Source organism: Pseudomonas sp. AC136 (genome assembly GCF_979258585.1).
Map to the genome: position 1 here is coordinate 4364694 of NZ_OZ409865.1, position 16262 is coordinate 4380955.

Below are 16262 nucleotides of genomic sequence, written 5' to 3' on the forward strand. Positions count from 1 at the left end.
TGAAATGAAAAAGCCCGGCTGATTAGCCGGGCTTTTTTGTGCGCGCAGCGCGCTCTTCTGTGGGAGCGGCTTTAGCCGCGATGCTCTTGAAGCGTTATCGCGACCTCACCTCACCCACACAAACAATTTCGCCCCTGTTGCTTGGCCTGATACAGCGCGCTATCCGCTCGCGCGATCAGACTTTGCAAGGTGTCATTGGCGCGCATCTCCGCTAAGCCAATCGACATCGTCACCCCCGGCAGCACACCCACAGGCGAGTAAAACGAAGTCACTTGTTCCAGCGCCGCGCGCAGCCGTTCGCCAATGGCACGGGCTTCGTTGGCATCCATTTCGGGCAGCAGAATCACGAACTCTTCGCCGCCGTAGCGCGTCAGGCTGTCTTTGGGGCGCAACTGATTACGCAGGGTATGCGCCACCAGACACAACGCGTAGTCACCGGCCAGGTGGCCGTGGTTGTCGTTGTAGGACTTGAAGTGATCGACATCGAGCATCAACAGGCACATCGGCTGACCGTTAAAGGCGCAGCGGGTGTTCTCCCGTTCGAAGATATGTTCCAGCCAACGCCGATTAAAGGCGCCGGTCAGGGTGTCGACGTTGGCGTTCTGCTCGCTGTCGATAATGATCTGGTTACCCTGACGCACACGCTCGCAGAGCAGTTGCAGAAGGTTTTGCATCAGCTCCGGCGATTGCGCGAACAGGCTGAACAACGACTCGCGGTGCAGACGCAGCACCAGGCAACGGCCGGCCGCGACCACATAGGCAGACGGGTGATCGTTGTCGATAAAACTGATTTCCCCCACGCACTCGCCGGGCTGAAGGGTGGTCACGGCAGGGTTGTCCAACGAGCCGAGGAACACCTTGAGTTCGCCTTCCAGCAACACGTAAAGGTGCTGGTTGCGGTCGAACGGAGAGAGGAGCACTTCCTCAGCGTCCAGTTCGAAGGCATGAAACTTTTCCAGCAGGCGCCCCAAGTTATGGGCCGCGACGTTCTGGAACAGACGCATGTCATGGATGGAGTGCAGGTCGGCCTGCCACTGCGCGTTTTTCATCGCAATTGAAGCGTTCCGTGTGTGTGAACAATAGGGAATGGCATCGCGACGCGTCCTTTCGTAAGTGCGAAAACCCGATTTGCTGAACTGCCCGACGAGGCCCCGGTTGGCGCAGGCGATCATCATGTTCGCTGCGCCAGCGGCTGGCGTTTCGCCGTTTCAACGGGTTGGTGAAGACCCAGGTGAACCATAGCTGGCATGGCGGCGCTGTGCTGCTCAGCGGTTCACAGCCCGACAATAATTCTGAGTCTGCTACCGATTTTTCCGTTCACTGTTTATTTGGGTAGCCTCAGGCGCCGGCCACTACCTCGTAGCGCACCGAGTAGCCGGCCAGGCAGTCGTCCACCGCTGCACGGCGCGTCGCGTCTAGCTCTTGTAGGTACACACGTGCCAACTGGCCGTAGCTGTCGTGAGCCGTCACCTCTACCTTCACCTGCGGATCGATATGCCGTAGGTCGGCTTCAAATACCCGACGGATGGCGTCGTAACGCAGCGTTGGTTTAAAGGTTTTGCCCACGGCAGTGAGCGGAATGGCGTCGATGATCCACACATCTTTGGGCACGGCGGCTCGTTCCGGGATGTGCGCGGCGGCGTGGGTCATCAGTTCTTCAGCGCTGACCGTCGCGCCTGGAACTAACTGCACGTACACAACCGGCAGTTCACCCGCTTTCGCGCACGGCTTGCCGACGGCCGCGGCCAGCGCCACGGCAGGGTGTTTGTGCAAGGCTTCTTCGATCATTTGCGGGTCGATGTTGTGGCCGCCGCGGATGATCAAATCCTTGCTGCGCCCGGTGAGCCAGATGTACCCGTCCGCATCGATGCGACCCAGGTCGCCTGTGTTGAACCAGTCGCCATCCACCCAAATGCCCGAATTCTTGTCGGCCTGCAGGTAGCCCTTGAAGACGGTGATGCCGCGCAGCACCAGATTGCCGATTTCATTCTCGGCGGCGTCGCGCAGGTAGTTGCCTTGCTCGTCGAGCACAGCAATTTTCACCTCGCAATACGGCATGCGAATGCCGATGGAGCCGGGGCGGCTTTCGCCCGCTGGCGGGTTGCCGCAGGTGCCGCAGGTGCCTTCGGTGAGGCCGTAACCCTCGATCAGCTTCAAGCCGGTTTTGCTTTCGAACTGGCGAATCAATTCCACCGGCATCGGCGCGGCCCCGCACAAGGCATAGCGCAGGCTAGACAAGTCGTGCCCGGCGCTCGGCACTTGCAACAGGCCGGCGTAAATAGTCGGCACGCCGCTGAAGAAACTGACGCGGTAGCGCTCGATAATTTTCCAGAAGTTCTGAATCAGGCTCGGGTTGCGATAGCCCTGCGGCGTGGCCAGCAGCACTTCGGCGCCGACATAGAACGGCGCCAGTCCGGTGACCATCACGCCGTTCACATGGAACAGCGGCAAACCGCACAGGGTGACGTCACTGGCATGCAGGTCGATGGCGAAGGCAAGAATCATCGCCATGGCCACTTCGTTGCGGTGCGTGTGCGGCGCCAGCTTCGGCGTGCCGGTGGTGCCGCCGGTGTGGAAGTACGAGGCGATGTCGTCCGGGCTAATGATGCGGCCGCTTTCCAGGTGATCGTCGGGGCAGTCGGCGATCAGTTCGTCGAAGTCGAGCACGCCCGCCGGCAAGCCGCCGCGCTGGGCCTTGATGCCGCTGCGCTGTGGTTCGGGAAGGTAGTTGGCCATGTCCACGGTGACAATGTGCTTGAGCTCCGGCAACTGCTCACGCAGGCCGGCGACTTTGTCCCACAGGTCGGTGCCGGGGAAGGGCGCCAGGGTCACCAGCACTTCGGAGTCCGACGCGCGGATCAGCTCAGCGATGTGCTCGCTGTCGAGCAGCGGGTTGATCGCGTTGACCACGCCCGCTGCTTCACCGCCCCACAAGGTGAAATGCGTATGCGGCAGATTCGGCAGCAAGAACGACACCGCCTTGCCGGCGCGCACGCCCAAGCGGTGCAAGGCGTTGGCGGTTTGCGTGACCTTGGCGAACAGCTCGCCGTAGCTGAGCCGATACGGCTGTTCTTCACTGTTGCCCTGCAACAAAAAGGTCAGTGCCGTGGCGTTCGGGTTGCGCGCTGCACTGCGTTGCAACACGGCGTAGGTGCTGGGCGCCATGTCGCGGTCTTGCAGGGCTATTTGCTCGATCGCCAGGGTGTCGCGCAACGAAGCGATAGCGGGAACTTGCGCGGGTTGATGAACAACGGCTTGGTTCATGTGCGGACCTTTTCTGCTGTGCGGGTTTCAGCCCAACTGCGCTGCCAGCCAAGTGCCGATATCGCGCACTTCCTGCGGCAACACTTCATGGCTCATGGGGTATTCCTGCCAGGTCACGGGCACGCCCTGCGCCTCGAGGCAGTCATGCGCAGCGCGGCCCATGGCCCGCTGCACGATGTCGTCAAACGTGCCATGCAAACAGTAAACCGGCAGTTGTTTTTTTGTATCCGCCAGCACCACGTCGGGGCTCAAGGTTGGCGAGTAGGTGGACAACGCCAGCACGCCACCGAGCGGACCTTGCCAGCGCAGGAATGCTGCGTGATAGACCACCGCGCCGCCTTGGGAAAAGCCGGCGAGAAAAATGCGCGAAGGGTCGATACCACCGTCGCGCTGCGCTTCGATCAGCTCGACCACCCGTTGTGCCGAGGCTTCGAGCTGTTCGTTGTTGATTGCCCGCGCCGGGCTCATGGCCAGAATGTCGTACCAGCTCGGCATGGCGTAGCCACCATTAATAGTCACCGCCTGGGTAGGCGCTTGCGGCAACACAAAGCGCGTGCTGGTCAGTTGTTGCTGCAAGGCTTCGGCCACCGGCAGGAAGTCGAAGCGATCAGCGCCCAGGCCGTGCAGCCAAATAACGCACGCGTCTGCAGAAAGTGTGGGTTCGAGTATCAGATTTTCGTGCATGCTAGGCTCCAGTTCGGTGCGCATGCCCCGCTTCGGGGCGTCGCTTGAATGAGGGGTTGGTGTATCCGTTACGAACATGTCGCAAGGCTACAAGTTTTGCTCTTGACCTGCCTAATTCGGTCTTTTCAAGGGCGTGTGGTACGGGCTTTGCTATAGACGGATTAACCGGTTGCATGCCCCAATTTGGGTAACACTCCACCGTTTGCGTGGGCCAGCTCATGCAAAGTAGAGCGGCACGGTAAACGGGCAATCGCGTTACGCAGGAACACACTAAAAAAAAGCCACGGGAAATTCTCAATAGATTCGCCGCGGGTCACTTCGGAAAGGTGACTAAGCGAACGGGAAAATCCCCAACCCGTTTATTTCAGCAAACCCATGCGAAGAATAAGCGGGGGGTGAGTTTTGGCCGATGGGGGCATCGCCAACTAGACTCGCTCCCAGGTCTGCACCCCGTTTCAACCGTCATCCGATGGACGAGCGTGCCTCAAAAGGGTACGGCGGTGGGGCCAAGACTCCAAACACAACAACAGCAACTGGAGGTTTTAATGAAGATGGTGAAATCCACCCTGGCTATCCTGACCGCAGCGACCATTCTTGGCGCCAGCGGCTTCGCTCAAGCGGGCGCGACTCTGGATAAGGTCAAGAAACAAGGCTTCGTTCAGTGCGGTGTAAGTGACGGTCTGCCGGGCTTCTCGGTTCCAGATGCCAAGGGTAACTATCAGGGTATCGACGTTGATATCTGCCGCGGTGTTGCTGCTGCCGTGTTGGGCGATGCATCGAAAGTTAAATACAGCCCGCTGACCGCCAAGGAACGCTTCACCGCAATCCAGTCCGGCGAAGTCGACATGCTGTCGCGTAACACCACCTGGACCAGCTCCCGCGACGCGGGCATGGGCCTGGTATTCACCGGCGTAACTTACTACGACGGTATCGGCTTCCTGGTTAACAAGAAGCTCGGCGTTTCCAGCGCCAAGGAACTCGACGGCGCGACCATCTGCATCCAGGCCGGTACCACTACCGAACTGAACGTGTCCGACTACTTCCGCTCGAACGGCCTGAAATACACCCCCATCACCTTCGACACCTCTGACGAAAGCGCCAAGTCGCTGGAAGCCAGCCGTTGCGACGTGCTGACCTCCGACCAATCGCAGCTCTACGCTCAGCGCATCAAACTGGCTCAGCCGAACGACTACGTGGTTCTGCCGGAAGTAATTTCCAAAGAGCCTTTGGGCCCAGTCGTGCGTAAAGGCGACGAAGAGTGGTTCAGCATCGTTAAGTGGACCCTGTTCGCCATGCTCAATGCTGAAGAAGCGGGCGTGACGTCGAAAAACGTTGAAGCTGAAGCCAAGTCCTCGAAGAACCCGGACGTTCTGCGTCTTCTGGGTGCTGACGGCGAATACGGCAAAGACCTGAAACTGCCGAAAGACTGGGCAGTGCAGATCATCAAGCAAGTGGGTAACTACGGCGAAGTGTTCGACCGCAACGTCGGTGCGGGCAGTGAGCTGAAAATCGAACGCGGCCTGAACGCGTTGTGGAACAAAGGCGGCCTGCATTACGCACCTCCGGTTCGTTAACAGGCTGTCAGCCGTCTGACCGGGTGCGCTCGGTCAGGTGGACGGCCCAGTGATTGCTTTGCGGTCACTGGGCTTTTCCGTTTCAACGTTCCTGGGGCACTCACTCCATGCAAAAACAAATCGGCACCTCGCGGGGCTTTTCGCTAAGCGATCCGCGTATTCGTGCCTGGCTATTTCAGATCATCACCATTGTGGCGGTGGTCTCAATGGGCTGGTTTCTGTTCGATAACACGCAAACCAACCTGCAACACCGGGGCATTACCTCGGGTTTTGGCTTCCTGGAAAACAGTGCCGGTTTCGGTATCGCCCAGCACCTGATCAGCTACACCGAGTCGGACACCTACGCACGGGTGTTTGTCATCGGTCTGCTCAACACCTTGCTGGTGTCGGCTATCGGTATCGTGTTTGCCACGATTCTGGGCTTTATCCTCGGTGTGGCGCGGCTGTCGTCGAACTGGATGGTCAGCAAGCTGGCCACTGTTTATATCGAGACCTTCCGTAATATTCCGCCGCTGCTGCAGATTCTGTTCTGGTACTTCGCGGTGTTGCTGCCTCTGCCGGGGCCGCGCAACAGCCTGAATATCGCCGACAGTTTCTTCCTCAGTAACCGTGGCTTGTACATGCCCGAGGGCACCATGGCCGATGGCTTCTGGGCCTTTGCCGTGGCGCTGTTACTGGCCATCGTCGGCACCGCGCTGATGGTGCGTTGGGCCAACAAACGCTTCGAAGCCACAGGCGTGCCGTTTCACAAGTTCTGGGCTGGCCTGGCGATCATGCTGGTGATTCCGGCCTTGAGCGTGGTGATTTTCGGCGCTCCTGTGCACTGGGTGGCACCGGCGCTGAAAGGCTTCAACTTCGTGGGTGGCTGGGTAATGATCCCCGAGCTGCTGGCGCTGACCATCGCCCTGACCGCCTATACCGCCGCGTTTATCGCGGAAATTGTGCGTTCGGGCATCAAGTCGGTAAGCCACGGTCAGACCGAGGCGGCTCATTCCCTGGGCCTGCGCAACGGTCCGACGCTGCGCAAGGTGATCATCCCGCAAGCCATGCGCGTGATCATTCCGCCGCTGACCAGCCAATACCTGAACCTGGCGAAGAACTCCTCGTTGGCCGCCGGTATCGGCTACCCCGACATGGTTTCGCTGTTTGCCGGCACCGTGCTCAACCAGACCGGGCAGGCCATCGAAGTAATTGCCATCACCATGAGCGTGTACTTGGCCATCAGCATCAGCATTTCCCTGCTGATGAACTGGTACAACAAGCGCATTGCGTTGATCGAGCGGTGAGGAAAGGCGCATGACGACTCATACTTTCAAACCCGACATGCCACCGCCGCGCAAAAGCGTCGGCGTAGTGGCGTGGATGCGGAGCAATCTGTTCTCCAACTGGCTCAACACACTGCTGACGTTGTTCGCCGTGTACCTGGTCTGGTTGATCGTGCCGCCGCTGCTGAGCTGGACGATTTTCGACGCCAACTGGATTGGCACCACCCGCGCTGACTGCACCAAGGAAGGCGCGTGCTGGGTGTTTATCCAACAGCGTTTCGGTCAGTTCATGTACGGCTTCTACCCCACCGAATTGCGCTGGCGTGTAGACGCCACCGTATGGCTGGCAATCATTGGCGTCGCGCCGTTGTTCATCAACAAGTTTCCGCGCAAAGCTGCCTACGGCATTGGCTTTCTGATCGTGTATCCGCTGGTGGCCTTCTGGCTGCTGCACGGCGGTTACTTCGGTCTGGAAAACGTGCCCACCAGCCGCTGGGGCGGCCTGATGCTGACCCTGGTTATCGCCACCGTCGGTATTGCCGGTGCGTTGCCGCTGGGTATTGTGCTGGCGCTGGGACGGCGCTCGAACATGCCGGCAATTCGAGTGGTCTGCGTGACCTTCATCGAATTCTGGCGCGGCGTGCCGCTGATCACGGTGCTGTTCATGTCTTCGGTGATGCTGCCGTTGTTCCTGCCCGAAGGCATGAGCTTCGACAAACTGCTGCGGGCGCTGATCGGCGTGATCCTGTTTCAGTCTGCTTATGTGGCCGAAGTGGTACGCGGTGGTTTGCAGGCCATTCCCAAAGGTCAGTACGAGGCGGCTGCCGCCATGGGCCTTGGCTACTGGCGCAGCATGGGCCTGGTGATTCTGCCGCAAGCCCTGAAGATGGTGATTCCCGGCATCGTGAACACCTTCATCGCGCTGTTCAAAGACACCAGCCTGGTGATCATCATCGGCCTGTTCGACCTGCTCAACAGCGTCAAACAAGCGGCCGCCGACCCCACGTGGTTGGGCATGGCCACCGAGGGCTACGTGTTCGCAGCCCTGGTCTTCTGGATTTTCTGTTTCGGTATGTCCCGCTACTCCATGCACCTGGAGCGCAAGCTGGACACAGGCCACAAGCGTTAGGAGTCGATTAAATGAGCGAAGCGATCAAACAGCCTGTGAGCCCTGAAGGCATTATCCAAATGCAGGGCGTGAACAAATGGTACGGCCAGTTTCACGTACTCAAAGACATCAACCTGAACGTGCAACAGGGCGAGCGCATCGTGCTGTGCGGGCCTTCCGGCTCGGGCAAATCGACCACCATTCGTTGCCTCAACCGTCTGGAAGAACACCAACAGGGCCGCATCGTCGTTGACGGCGTGGAACTGACCAATGACCTCAAGCAGATCGAAGCGATCCGTCGTGAAGTAGGCATGGTGTTCCAACACTTCAACCTGTTCCCGCACCTCACCATTCTGCAGAACTGCACGTTGGCGCCGATGTGGGTGCGCAAAATGCCCAAGCGTCAGGCTGAAGAAATTGCCATGCATTACCTGGAGCGCGTACGCATTCCAGAGCAGGCGCACAAGTATCCGGGCCAGCTCTCGGGTGGTCAGCAACAGCGCGTCGCCATCGCCCGTGCCCTGTGCATGAAGCCGAAAATCATGTTGTTCGACGAACCCACTTCCGCCCTCGACCCCGAGATGGTGAAAGAGGTGCTCGACACCATGATCGGCTTGGCTGAAGACGGCATGACCATGCTCTGCGTAACCCACGAAATGGGCTTCGCCCGCACCGTGGCCAACCGCGTGATCTTCATGGACAAAGGCGAGATCGTTGAACAAGCCGCGCCAAACGACTTCTTCGACAACCCGCAAAGCGACCGTACCAAGCTGTTCCTGAGCCAGATCCTGCACTAGTAGGGGATGGGTCAGAAAAAGGAGCCGAAAGGCTCCTTTTTTGTGGGCGTTGAATCGTCCTGGGCGGCGTCGGCTGCGCCTTACTGCAAATGATCCAATAACCGCAGCGCCGCCTGTTGGCCACTCAGCCAGGCGCCTTCTACGCGGCCGGACAAGCACCAGTCGCCGCACACGTACAAGCCCAGGTCCGCATCCATCAGCGAGCCCCATTCATGGCTGCTGGCCGGCCGTGCGTACAGCCAGCGGTGGGCGAGGGTGAATGCCGGTGCTGGTACGGCGCAGCCGATCAACTCGGCAAATGCGCCGTGCAGGTGTTCGATGGCTTCTTCCTTGGTGAGATCCAGGTGCTGTCGGCTCCAGGTGCTGCTGGCGTGCAGCACCCAGGTATCCATCACGGTCTCGCGGCCGGGTTTGCTGCGGTTGCGGGCCAGCCAGTCGAGCGGGCCTTCGCGCACGAAGCAGCCTTCGACCGGGGTATCCAGCGGTTCGGAGAAGGCGAGGGAGACCGCCCAGGTGGGGTCCATGGCCACGCTGGCAGCAGCGCCGGCCAGTTTCGGCGCGGCGGCGAGCAGACCGCTGGCTTGGGAGGCGGGGGTGGCGATGATCACCTGGCTGAACGGGCCGTGTACCTGGCCTTCGGCATCTTGCAGGCTCCAGTGCTCGGGGCCGCGGAATACTTCGGTAATGCGGCAGGAAAACTTCACCGGCAGGGCGCCAAGCATTGCTCGGGTAATGGCGCTCATGCGCGGTGTGCCGACCCAGCGAACTTGCTCGTCGGGCGAGGCGCCCAGCACGCCGTTGCTGAAGGTGTACAAGCTGGGCGTCCACTCGGCGACCCAGCCTCGGGCCTGCCATTGGTGTACGGCGTCGATGAAGCGGCGGTCGCGGGCGGTGAAGTACTGCGCGCCCATATCCAGTGCGCCGGCGTCGCTGCGCTTGCTGGCCATGCGGCCACCGCTGCCACGGCTTTTGTCGAACAGTTGAACGCTAAGACCTGCCTCGTGCAGGGTTTGTGCGGCAGAAAGACCGGCGATGCCGGTGCCAATAATGGCGATGGGGAAACTCATGTCTGACCTCTAAATTCGCAAACTGGGCTGACGCTCTCCTGGTTTGGCCATGGGCGTGGAAAAGCAGCTGCCGACGACCCCGCTTGGAATCATCGTGCCTGCTTTTGCGAGTTCCTTCCCTCGCTCTGATTCGCGGATTGGCCACAGGTTCGAACGGCCTGTGTGCTTGTGTTAGGTATAGAACGCTTGAACAGCGGACGCCTGCTTTGTTCGTCGCCTGGCAAACGACAGATTCGCCATTAATCAGCGCAATAGCCATGACCGATTTTGCAATTTCATGTGTTTGCGCGATGCTGTGCGCCGTTTCTTCACAACCGCTCCGCTTTGCTAAGGAATATGCATGACCGATCACGCCTTGCTTCTGGTCAACCTTGGCTCACCGGCCTCGCCGCAGGTGGCCGATGTACGCAGCTACCTCAATCAATTTCTGATGGACCCGTACGTAATCGACCTGCCATGGCCGATTCGTCGACTGCTGGTGTCGCTCATTCTGATCAAGCGTCCTGAAGCTTCCGCTGAAGCCTACGGCTCGATCTGGTGGGAAGGCGGCTCGCCGCTCATTGTGCTGAGCCAACGTCTGCAAGCAGCAATGAAAAATACCTGGAAACACGGCCCGGTCGAACTGGCCATGCGCTACGGCGAGCCCTCACTGGAAAACGTGCTGACGCGCCTGGCCAAGCAGGGCATCAAGAAAGTTACCTTGTCGCCGCTGTACCCGCAGTTCGCCGACAGCACCGTGACCACCGTGATCGAAGAAGCCAAGCGCGTAGTCAGTGAGCACAAGCTGGCATTGGAATTCGCCACGTTGCGACCTTTCTACGCCGAACCGATTTACATCGACGCCCTGGTGGCCAGCGCCAAGCCCTATCTGGAGCAAGGGTTCGACCACCTGCTGCTGAGCTTCCACGGCTTGCCGGAAAGCCATATCCGCAAACTGGTGCGCAACCCAAAACACGACTTGCGTGCGCCTGACAGCAAAGGCGTGAGCGACGAGATCATGGCGTTCTGTTATCGCAGCCAATGCCAGCGCAGCGCCGAAGCGTTTGCCGAGCGTATGGGCTTGAAACCGGGGCAGTGGTCGGTGTCGTTTCAGTCGCGCCTGGGCGCCAACAAATGGATCGAACCGTACACCGAAGCGCGCCTCGACGAACTGGGCAAGCAGGGCGTGAAAAAACTGCTGGTGATGTGCCCGGCCTTTGTTTCCGACTGCATCGAAACCCTCGAAGAAATCGGCATTCGTGGCGAAGAGCAATTCAAAGAAGCCGGCGGCGAAGAATTGGTGCTGGTGCCGTGCGTCAACGATCACCCGCAATGGGTTGAAGCGCTGAACACCTTGTGTGAAAACGCGCCGGCAGGCCTGGGAAACCCGCTGAAATCGTAACAGCGCTTTGCCGTTTTGCTCAAAGCCCCGCTTGTGCGGGGCTTTTTTATGCCGATGCGAAAAACTCGGCGCTCGGGCGGTGGGTCGTTCGGAATCACTGCGACGAGGGCGTCGGCGGCGAGGTCAAATATCTGCCACGGAAGCCGTTTCCAAAGCACCCAAAAGTATGAGTTTCAGCGGCCGTTTTGCCCGGTCAATCACCCCAAAGTACCAATGCCAAAGGCCCTGACTGGCAGGTCATTCGCCAACGCCTTTACGCTCCATTCGCTAGGCTGATAACGACCAAAACCACCCTCTGTTGCGGCTACTCTGCGAGCACTTTCAACGGCCGCGCGTTGCACTGGCAGCGCCGAAGGAGACCATGGTGCATAACAACAATAATGCCGGCTATCCCTCCAGCCTCCGCGCTTGGGGCACCGTCACGATTCTGATGGTGGCGTACGTTCTGTCGTTTATCGACCGGCAGATTCTCAACCTGCTGGTGGGCCCGATCCGTCGCGATCTGGAAATCAATGACACGCAAATGAGCCTGCTGATGGGCTTGTCGTTTGCGCTGTTCTACACCATCTGCGGCATTCCGCTGGGACGCTTGGCCGACACCAAAAGTCGTCGCGGCCTGATCGCCATTGGCGTGTTGTTCTGGAGCGCAATGACCGCCGCCTGCGGCATGGCGCGTATGTATTGGCAGTTTCTGCTGTGCCGCATCGGCGTGGGCGTGGGCGAGGCAGCGTTGTCGCCGGCGGCGTATTCGCTGATTGCCGACAGCTTCCCCAGCGACCGTCGCGCCACCGCCATCAGCGTGTACTCGATGGGCGTTTACCTGGGCTCTGGCCTGGCGTTTCTGCTCGGCGGCCTGGTTATCAAGTTCGCTTCGGCGCAAGGCGATGTGGTGTTGCCGGTGATCGGCGAAGTACGGCCGTGGCAGCTGATCTTCCTGCTGTTGGGCGCAGCCGGTGTGGTGTTCACCTTGTTGATGCTCGCCGTGCGTGAGCCGGCTCGTCGTGGCGTCGGCGCCGGGGTGGCCGTGCCGCTGGCCGAAGTGGGGCGCTACATCCGTGCCAACCGCACCACCGTGATTTGCCACAACTTCGGTTTCGCCGGTCTGGCGTTTGCCGGTTACGGCAGCGCCGCGTGGATTCCAACGTTCTACATTCGCACCTACGGCTGGGACGCCGGCCATGTGGGCGTGGTGTACGGCAGCATCGTGGCGGTGTTCGGCTGCCTGGGCATCGTCTTCGGCGGGCGCCTGGCGGACTGGATGAGCAAGCGCGGGCGTACCGACAGCAACATGCGCGTGGGCCTTATTGCCGCACTCGGCGCATTGCCCTGCGTGCTGGCGTTCCCGCTGGCCAGCACCGGCAACATCGCCTCGATCATGATGGCGCCCGCGGTGTTCTTCCTCAGCATGCCCTTCGGCGTCGCCCCGGCTGCGATTCAAGACATCATGCCCAACTCCATGCGCGGCCAGGCTTCAGCCATTTACCTGTTCGTGATCACCTTGATTGGCCTGGGCGTGGGGCCAACGGCGGTGGCGCTGGTGACGGACTACGTATTTGCCAACGACAACGACCTCAAGTACTCGCTGCTGATCGTCACCACCGTGGCGGTGCTGTTCTCAGTGGCGTTGTTGGCCAAAGGCTTGAAGCCGTATCGGGCGAGTGTTGAGCGGCTGAAAGGCTGGTCGGCAGAGTCGTCGGTCGACGTGGTTGGGGTTGCGGCCAAGGCTTGATTGCTTGCTGGACCCATCGCGGCTAAAGCGGATCGCCGCGCGGCCGCTCCTACAGATCGCACAAATCCTGTAGGAGCGGCTTTAGCCGCGATGCTTTTTGCGCGTCAAACCCAGGTATTCAATTCCAGCGCCAGCTTCGACGTCAGCCGCAGGTATTGCTCGCTGGCTTTGTTAAGAAACACCTGGCCGTCCATGGTCAATTCACGGCTCTGTTTGCCGGCTGTTTCGTAGCGGTAGAGCGTTTGCTCGTCCTGTTGGCGCAAGCACTGATAGCGCTGCAGGCGCGGTTGGACGGTGAAGGTGAGCATGTCGACAAAGGCCACTAGCACCTCTTCGCTTTGCCCCACCGCCAACGCGCAGCGCTGCAAGATCGGTGTGTGGGTGAACGGCGTGGTGGAGAGCATCACGTGCTGGCAGTCGCTGAGGTCGTCGCGGGGTTCGCCGCTGAGCGTCCAGCCGCCGTGAACGTCGCGCTCAAGGGTCAGGCTGCGCTGTCCGAGGTTGTCGACCTTCAGCCATAGCCGGCGAAAGCGCCAATCTGGGTCGAAGGCCAGCACATACGTGGCAGCGATGCTGTTGCCGCGCACGCTCTGGATCAAGTGGCTGCTGGCATGAATGCCGTTCTCGTCCTGACGCAGGCGCAGGTTTTCCACGCCGGGGTTGAGCCAGGGTTTCCACACGAGGGTTTGTTGCATCGAGGTAGGCTGCATCCGTGCATATCCAGAAATGAACGGTGGGGCGCTGGCGTGCTGCCGCAGGGCACCGTCCATGGTGAACCGGCGAGCAGAATAGACGGATGTTTCTGTGATGTATGTAAGAGTTTTGCTACATCAATTGAATTTTTTGCGACGCGCTAGGCCTTGCGCTTGAGCGGTTGCTGCTCGAAATTCACGCCGCCGAGGCCCGTGTCCATCAACGCGCGAATGTTGCCGTGGTCACTGCCGGTAGGCGTGGCCAACACGCTGCGGTAATGCTCACCGAAAGCGCGCAGGGTTTCTTCCAGATTCAACCCCTCCAGCAAGGCCAGGCCGAGGGTTTTGCACGAGCCTTCGTTCTGGCCGCTGGCGTTGTTCTGGTTGCCGTTCACAAAGGCGCTGGGCTGGTAGTCGTAATGCTCGGCGATGAACGCCAGGGTGCTGGCGAACAGGTGCTGGTCGCTGCGCAAGGCGGCACGAAAATCAGACAGTGACATTACTTGTGACCCTTGTTGAACGCCGCTTGCTGATCGCCGCTGGCTTCTTTCTGGTATTTGCTTTTCCACTCGCTGTACGGCATGCCGTACACCTCTTCGCGCGCCTGATCGATGGTCACCGGCAACCCCACGTCGTCGGCGGCGGCCTTGTACCACTTCGACAGGCAGTTGCGGCAGAAACCGGCCAGGTTCATCAACTCGATGTTTTGCACATCGGTGCGGTCGCGCAGGTGCTGAACCAATTGGCGAAAGGCGGCGGCTTCGAGTTCGATCTGTTCTTGCTCGGTCATGGCAACGTACTCCGAGAACGTGCGAAAGAGTGAAGGGTGGAACGGCGCGATGATAGAAGCGCCACGCCCGCACTTCAATGCGGGCGCGAGGCCATCCGGATAAACAGCGCGCGGGTTAACGGTGGCCGGCGAGGGTGATCGACACCGACTCGGCAAAGCGCAGGGCATGCAGCTTGTCGACTTCCACTTCGGCGTAGCGCACGGCCGGGTGGGCCATCACCAGGTCGAGCAGTTCCTGCGTCAGGCGCTCGAGCAGGGCGAAGCGGTTGTTTTCGACGTGGGCGATGATCGCTTTGGTGATGGTGCGGTAGTTCAGCGCGTGCTCGATGTCGTTCACCTGCACCGCGTCCACTGCGGGGTAAAGAATGGTCAGGTTGATCAACACGTCCTGCTTGTTATCGATTTCTTCCTGCTTGATTCCAATGTAGGTGCGCAGGCGCAGGTCTTTGACCTTGATGCGCGCCATTCCAGGCTCCAGTCGCGGCATAGCGGTGTACTCCATCGAATCGGTTGCTTACTTCAAATGCCGGCCGCCGTTGACGCTCAGGGTGGTGCCGGTGACGTAGGGGTTGTCGAGCAGATAACGCAGGCTTTGATAGATGACCTGAGCGCCGGGTTCGATACCCAGCGCCGATTTGGCCAGGGTTTTGGCGCGGTACTCGGCGTCGTCGCCCTCGTTGAACAGAATCAATGCCGGGGCGATGCCGTTGACCTTGATCGCCGGCGCGTACTTAGCGGCGAACGACAACGTCAGGCTTTCCAGTCCCGCCTTGCTGGCGCAGTAGGCCAGGTGTTTGGCGCTGCCTTTGTGCGTCACGTCATCGCTGACGTGCACGATGTCGGCCGGGGTCGACTGGCGCAGCAAGTCGGCACAATGCAGGTTGATCAGATACGGCGCGAGCATATGCACGCTGAACATCTGCTGAAAAATGGCCGCCTCATCGCCCGGCGTTTCCGCCAGCCATTGCGAAGCGTTATGCACGATAGCGCGCAGGCTTGTGGTGTGTTTTTTCAGCGCGGCAACAAACGCCAGAATGCCAGCTTCGCTAGAGAAATCCGCCTGGATGGCCACCGCGCCACGCTCGCGCAAGCGCTGCACGCTGGGGCGTTCCTGGCGGTAAGTGATGATCAGTGGGTGGCCGTCATCCAGAAGGCGTTCGGCGCAATGCAGGCCGACGCGTTGGCCGGCACCGGTCAGCAGAATGGGGGCAGAAACAGACATGGGCAACTCGTTGACAGACAGGCCCGGCAACGTTAACCCAGTCTGCCTCCCGGCACAAAACGCGGCGCGGTGCTCACTTCGCGCCGCTGGCCAAACCCTGCGAGGTCACCGCCGGCAGCGCCTTGCGCTTGTGCAACCACGGCGCCAGCAGGCGAGTGGAAAGGGGAATGAACCAGTAGGTCATCAGCGGCGTGAGTGCCAGCGTGCTGAGCAGAATGCGCACGGCCAACGGCAGCTCGCTCAGAAGCCCGCCAAAAATCAGATTGAACGCCAGCGACACCGGAAAAAACGCCAGCCAGATCGCCACGCTTTGCTTCCACCGTGGGACGTTTCGACTGGCGCTGCCGAACCAGGCGTCGATGCCCTGTACTCGGTGTTCCAGCGGCTGTGCGAACAGTCCCTGACCGCGTTGCAGCCAGGCGCGGCGCGAAACGGAGTGTTCCCAGCTGGCGAGCAGCTCGGCGTCGGCGAAGCGAAATACGATTTGGAATTCGTCATCGTCGGGCGGCGGCGCAAGCACGCCAGAGCCCAGATAACCGGGGAAGTCGGTGGCCAGTTGTTCGCCTTCACGCAGCCACAGCATGAAGTCTTGGTAGCGCTCGCGCGGCACGCGGCGGGCCACCATCAATGTGACGGGGGAAGCAGACATTATGTATCTCCTCAAAACCGTGCCGCCGCTTGGGTAAAGC

The 16262-nt window shown here is 60.2% G+C and carries 16 protein-coding genes; 6 read left to right on the forward strand and 10 right to left on the reverse strand.

From position 1 onward, the window contains the following. Positions 1–110: 110 nt before the first annotated feature. The 3 genes from ACZZZU_RS19535 to ACZZZU_RS19545 form a co-directional block, all read right to left on the reverse strand. On the reverse strand, positions 111–1049 hold the full coding sequence (locus ACZZZU_RS19535) for a GGDEF domain-containing protein (protein WP_122492825.1): 939 nt from the start codon (positions 1047–1049) through the stop codon (positions 111–113). A 289-nt stretch (positions 1050–1338) separates the two neighbouring features. Beyond that, positions 1339–3264: an acyl-CoA synthetase gene (locus ACZZZU_RS19540; protein WP_463551562.1), complete on the reverse strand. Its 1926-nt coding sequence runs from the start codon at positions 3262–3264 to the stop codon at positions 1339–1341. Positions 3265–3291: 27 nt separating this feature from the next. Next, positions 3292–3948 (reverse strand): alpha/beta hydrolase, encoded by a 657-nt coding sequence (locus tag ACZZZU_RS19545; RefSeq protein ID WP_463551563.1) that lies wholly within the window; start codon positions 3946–3948, stop codon positions 3292–3294. 545 nt (positions 3949–4493) lie between these two features. Here ACZZZU_RS19545 and ACZZZU_RS19550 point away from each other — a divergent pair. From ACZZZU_RS19550 to ACZZZU_RS19565, 4 genes are all read left to right on the forward strand, one after another. Next, entirely contained in the window at positions 4494–5522 is a 1029-nt protein-coding gene (locus ACZZZU_RS19550; RefSeq protein WP_463551564.1) for an amino acid ABC transporter substrate-binding protein, read from the forward strand. A 107-nt stretch (positions 5523–5629) separates the two neighbouring features. Further along, positions 5630–6808 (forward strand): amino acid ABC transporter permease, encoded by a 1179-nt coding sequence (locus ACZZZU_RS19555; protein ID WP_463551565.1) that lies wholly within the window; start codon positions 5630–5632, stop codon positions 6806–6808. 10 nt (positions 6809–6818) lie between these two features. Continuing rightward, the gene (locus tag ACZZZU_RS19560) at positions 6819–7916 is read left to right on the forward strand and encodes an amino acid ABC transporter permease (RefSeq protein ID WP_463381846.1); all 1098 of its coding nucleotides are present in this window, start codon (positions 6819–6821) and stop codon (positions 7914–7916) included. A gap of 11 nt (positions 7917–7927) precedes the next feature. Next, a complete protein-coding gene (locus tag ACZZZU_RS19565) occupies positions 7928–8692 on the forward strand; it encodes an amino acid ABC transporter ATP-binding protein (RefSeq protein WP_122452069.1) in 765 nt (254 codons plus the stop codon). An 80-nt stretch (positions 8693–8772) separates the two neighbouring features. Here ACZZZU_RS19565 and ACZZZU_RS19570 read toward each other — a convergent pair whose 3' ends face one another. After that, positions 8773–9759: an NAD(P)/FAD-dependent oxidoreductase gene (locus ACZZZU_RS19570; RefSeq protein ID WP_463551566.1), complete on the reverse strand. Its 987-nt coding sequence runs from the start codon at positions 9757–9759 to the stop codon at positions 8773–8775. Positions 9760–10099: 340 nt separating this feature from the next. Here ACZZZU_RS19570 and hemH point away from each other — a divergent pair, with 340 nt between their 5' ends. Continuing rightward, positions 10100–11140, forward strand: a complete 1041-nt coding sequence (hemH, locus tag ACZZZU_RS19575; protein ID WP_463551567.1) for a ferrochelatase — start codon at positions 10100–10102, stop codon at positions 11138–11140. A gap of 364 nt (positions 11141–11504) precedes the next feature. Next, positions 11505–12869, forward strand: coding sequence for a spinster family MFS transporter (locus tag ACZZZU_RS19580; RefSeq protein ID WP_463551568.1), 1365 nt, complete (start codon positions 11505–11507; stop codon positions 12867–12869). A gap of 104 nt (positions 12870–12973) precedes the next feature. Here the strand turns inward: ACZZZU_RS19580 and ACZZZU_RS19585 are convergent, their stop codons facing one another. The 6 genes from ACZZZU_RS19585 to ACZZZU_RS19610 form a co-directional block, all read right to left on the reverse strand. Continuing rightward, entirely contained in the window at positions 12974–13564 is a 591-nt protein-coding gene (locus tag ACZZZU_RS19585; protein WP_463381849.1) for a putative glycolipid-binding domain-containing protein, read from the reverse strand. A gap of 158 nt (positions 13565–13722) precedes the next feature. Further along, on the reverse strand, positions 13723–14061 hold the full coding sequence (locus ACZZZU_RS19590) for a HopJ type III effector protein (protein ID WP_463541261.1): 339 nt from the start codon (positions 14059–14061) through the stop codon (positions 13723–13725). Beyond that, positions 14061–14351 (reverse strand): DUF1244 domain-containing protein, encoded by a 291-nt coding sequence (locus tag ACZZZU_RS19595; RefSeq protein ID WP_122492816.1) that lies wholly within the window; start codon positions 14349–14351, stop codon positions 14061–14063. Before ACZZZU_RS19595 ends, ACZZZU_RS19590 begins: the two co-directional genes overlap by 1 nt. A 115-nt stretch (positions 14352–14466) precedes the next feature. Continuing rightward, entirely contained in the window at positions 14467–14838 is a 372-nt protein-coding gene (gene folX / locus ACZZZU_RS19600) for a dihydroneopterin triphosphate 2'-epimerase (RefSeq protein ID WP_122452064.1), read from the reverse strand. Between the two features lie 27 nt (positions 14839–14865). Further along, on the reverse strand, positions 14866–15573 hold the full coding sequence (gene folM / locus ACZZZU_RS19605; RefSeq protein ID WP_463381851.1) for a dihydromonapterin reductase: 708 nt from the start codon (positions 15571–15573) through the stop codon (positions 14866–14868). Between the two features lie 73 nt (positions 15574–15646). Next, positions 15647–16222, reverse strand: a complete 576-nt coding sequence (locus tag ACZZZU_RS19610) for an antibiotic biosynthesis monooxygenase (RefSeq protein WP_463536281.1) — start codon at positions 16220–16222, stop codon at positions 15647–15649. Positions 16223–16262 lie beyond the last annotated feature (40 nt).

Coding starts and splice junctions, on each gene's coding strand:
- ACZZZU_RS19535 (WP_122492825.1), bottom strand. CDS start 1,049: ATGAAAAACGCGCAGTGGCAGGCCGACCTGCACTCCATCCATGACATG.
- ACZZZU_RS19540 (WP_463551562.1), bottom strand. CDS start 3,264: ATGAACCAAGCCGTTGTTCATCAACCCGCGCAAGTTCCCGCTATCGCT.
- ACZZZU_RS19545 (WP_463551563.1), bottom strand. CDS start 3,948: ATGCACGAAAATCTGATACTCGAACCCACACTTTCTGCAGACGCGTGC.
- ACZZZU_RS19550 (WP_463551564.1), top strand. CDS start 4,494: ATGAAGATGGTGAAATCCACCCTGGCTATCCTGACCGCAGCGACCATT.
- ACZZZU_RS19555 (WP_463551565.1), top strand. CDS start 5,630: ATGCAAAAACAAATCGGCACCTCGCGGGGCTTTTCGCTAAGCGATCCG.
- ACZZZU_RS19560 (WP_463381846.1), top strand. CDS start 6,819: ATGACGACTCATACTTTCAAACCCGACATGCCACCGCCGCGCAAAAGC.
- ACZZZU_RS19565 (WP_122452069.1), top strand. CDS start 7,928: ATGAGCGAAGCGATCAAACAGCCTGTGAGCCCTGAAGGCATTATCCAA.
- ACZZZU_RS19570 (WP_463551566.1), bottom strand. CDS start 9,759: ATGAGTTTCCCCATCGCCATTATTGGCACCGGCATCGCCGGTCTTTCT.
- hemH (WP_463551567.1), top strand. CDS start 10,100: ATGACCGATCACGCCTTGCTTCTGGTCAACCTTGGCTCACCGGCCTCG.
- ACZZZU_RS19585 (WP_463381849.1), bottom strand. CDS start 13,564: ATGCAACAAACCCTCGTGTGGAAACCCTGGCTCAACCCCGGCGTGGAA.
- ACZZZU_RS19590 (WP_463541261.1), bottom strand. CDS start 14,061: ATGTCACTGTCTGATTTTCGTGCCGCCTTGCGCAGCGACCAGCACCTG.
- ACZZZU_RS19595 (WP_122492816.1), bottom strand. CDS start 14,351: ATGACCGAGCAAGAACAGATCGAACTCGAAGCCGCCGCCTTTCGCCAA.
- folX (WP_122452064.1), bottom strand. CDS start 14,838: ATGCCGCGACTGGAGCCTGGAATGGCGCGCATCAAGGTCAAAGACCTG.
- folM (WP_463381851.1), bottom strand. CDS start 15,573: ATGTCTGTTTCTGCCCCCATTCTGCTGACCGGTGCCGGCCAACGCGTC.
- ACZZZU_RS19610 (WP_463536281.1), bottom strand. CDS start 16,222: ATGTCTGCTTCCCCCGTCACATTGATGGTGGCCCGCCGCGTGCCGCGC.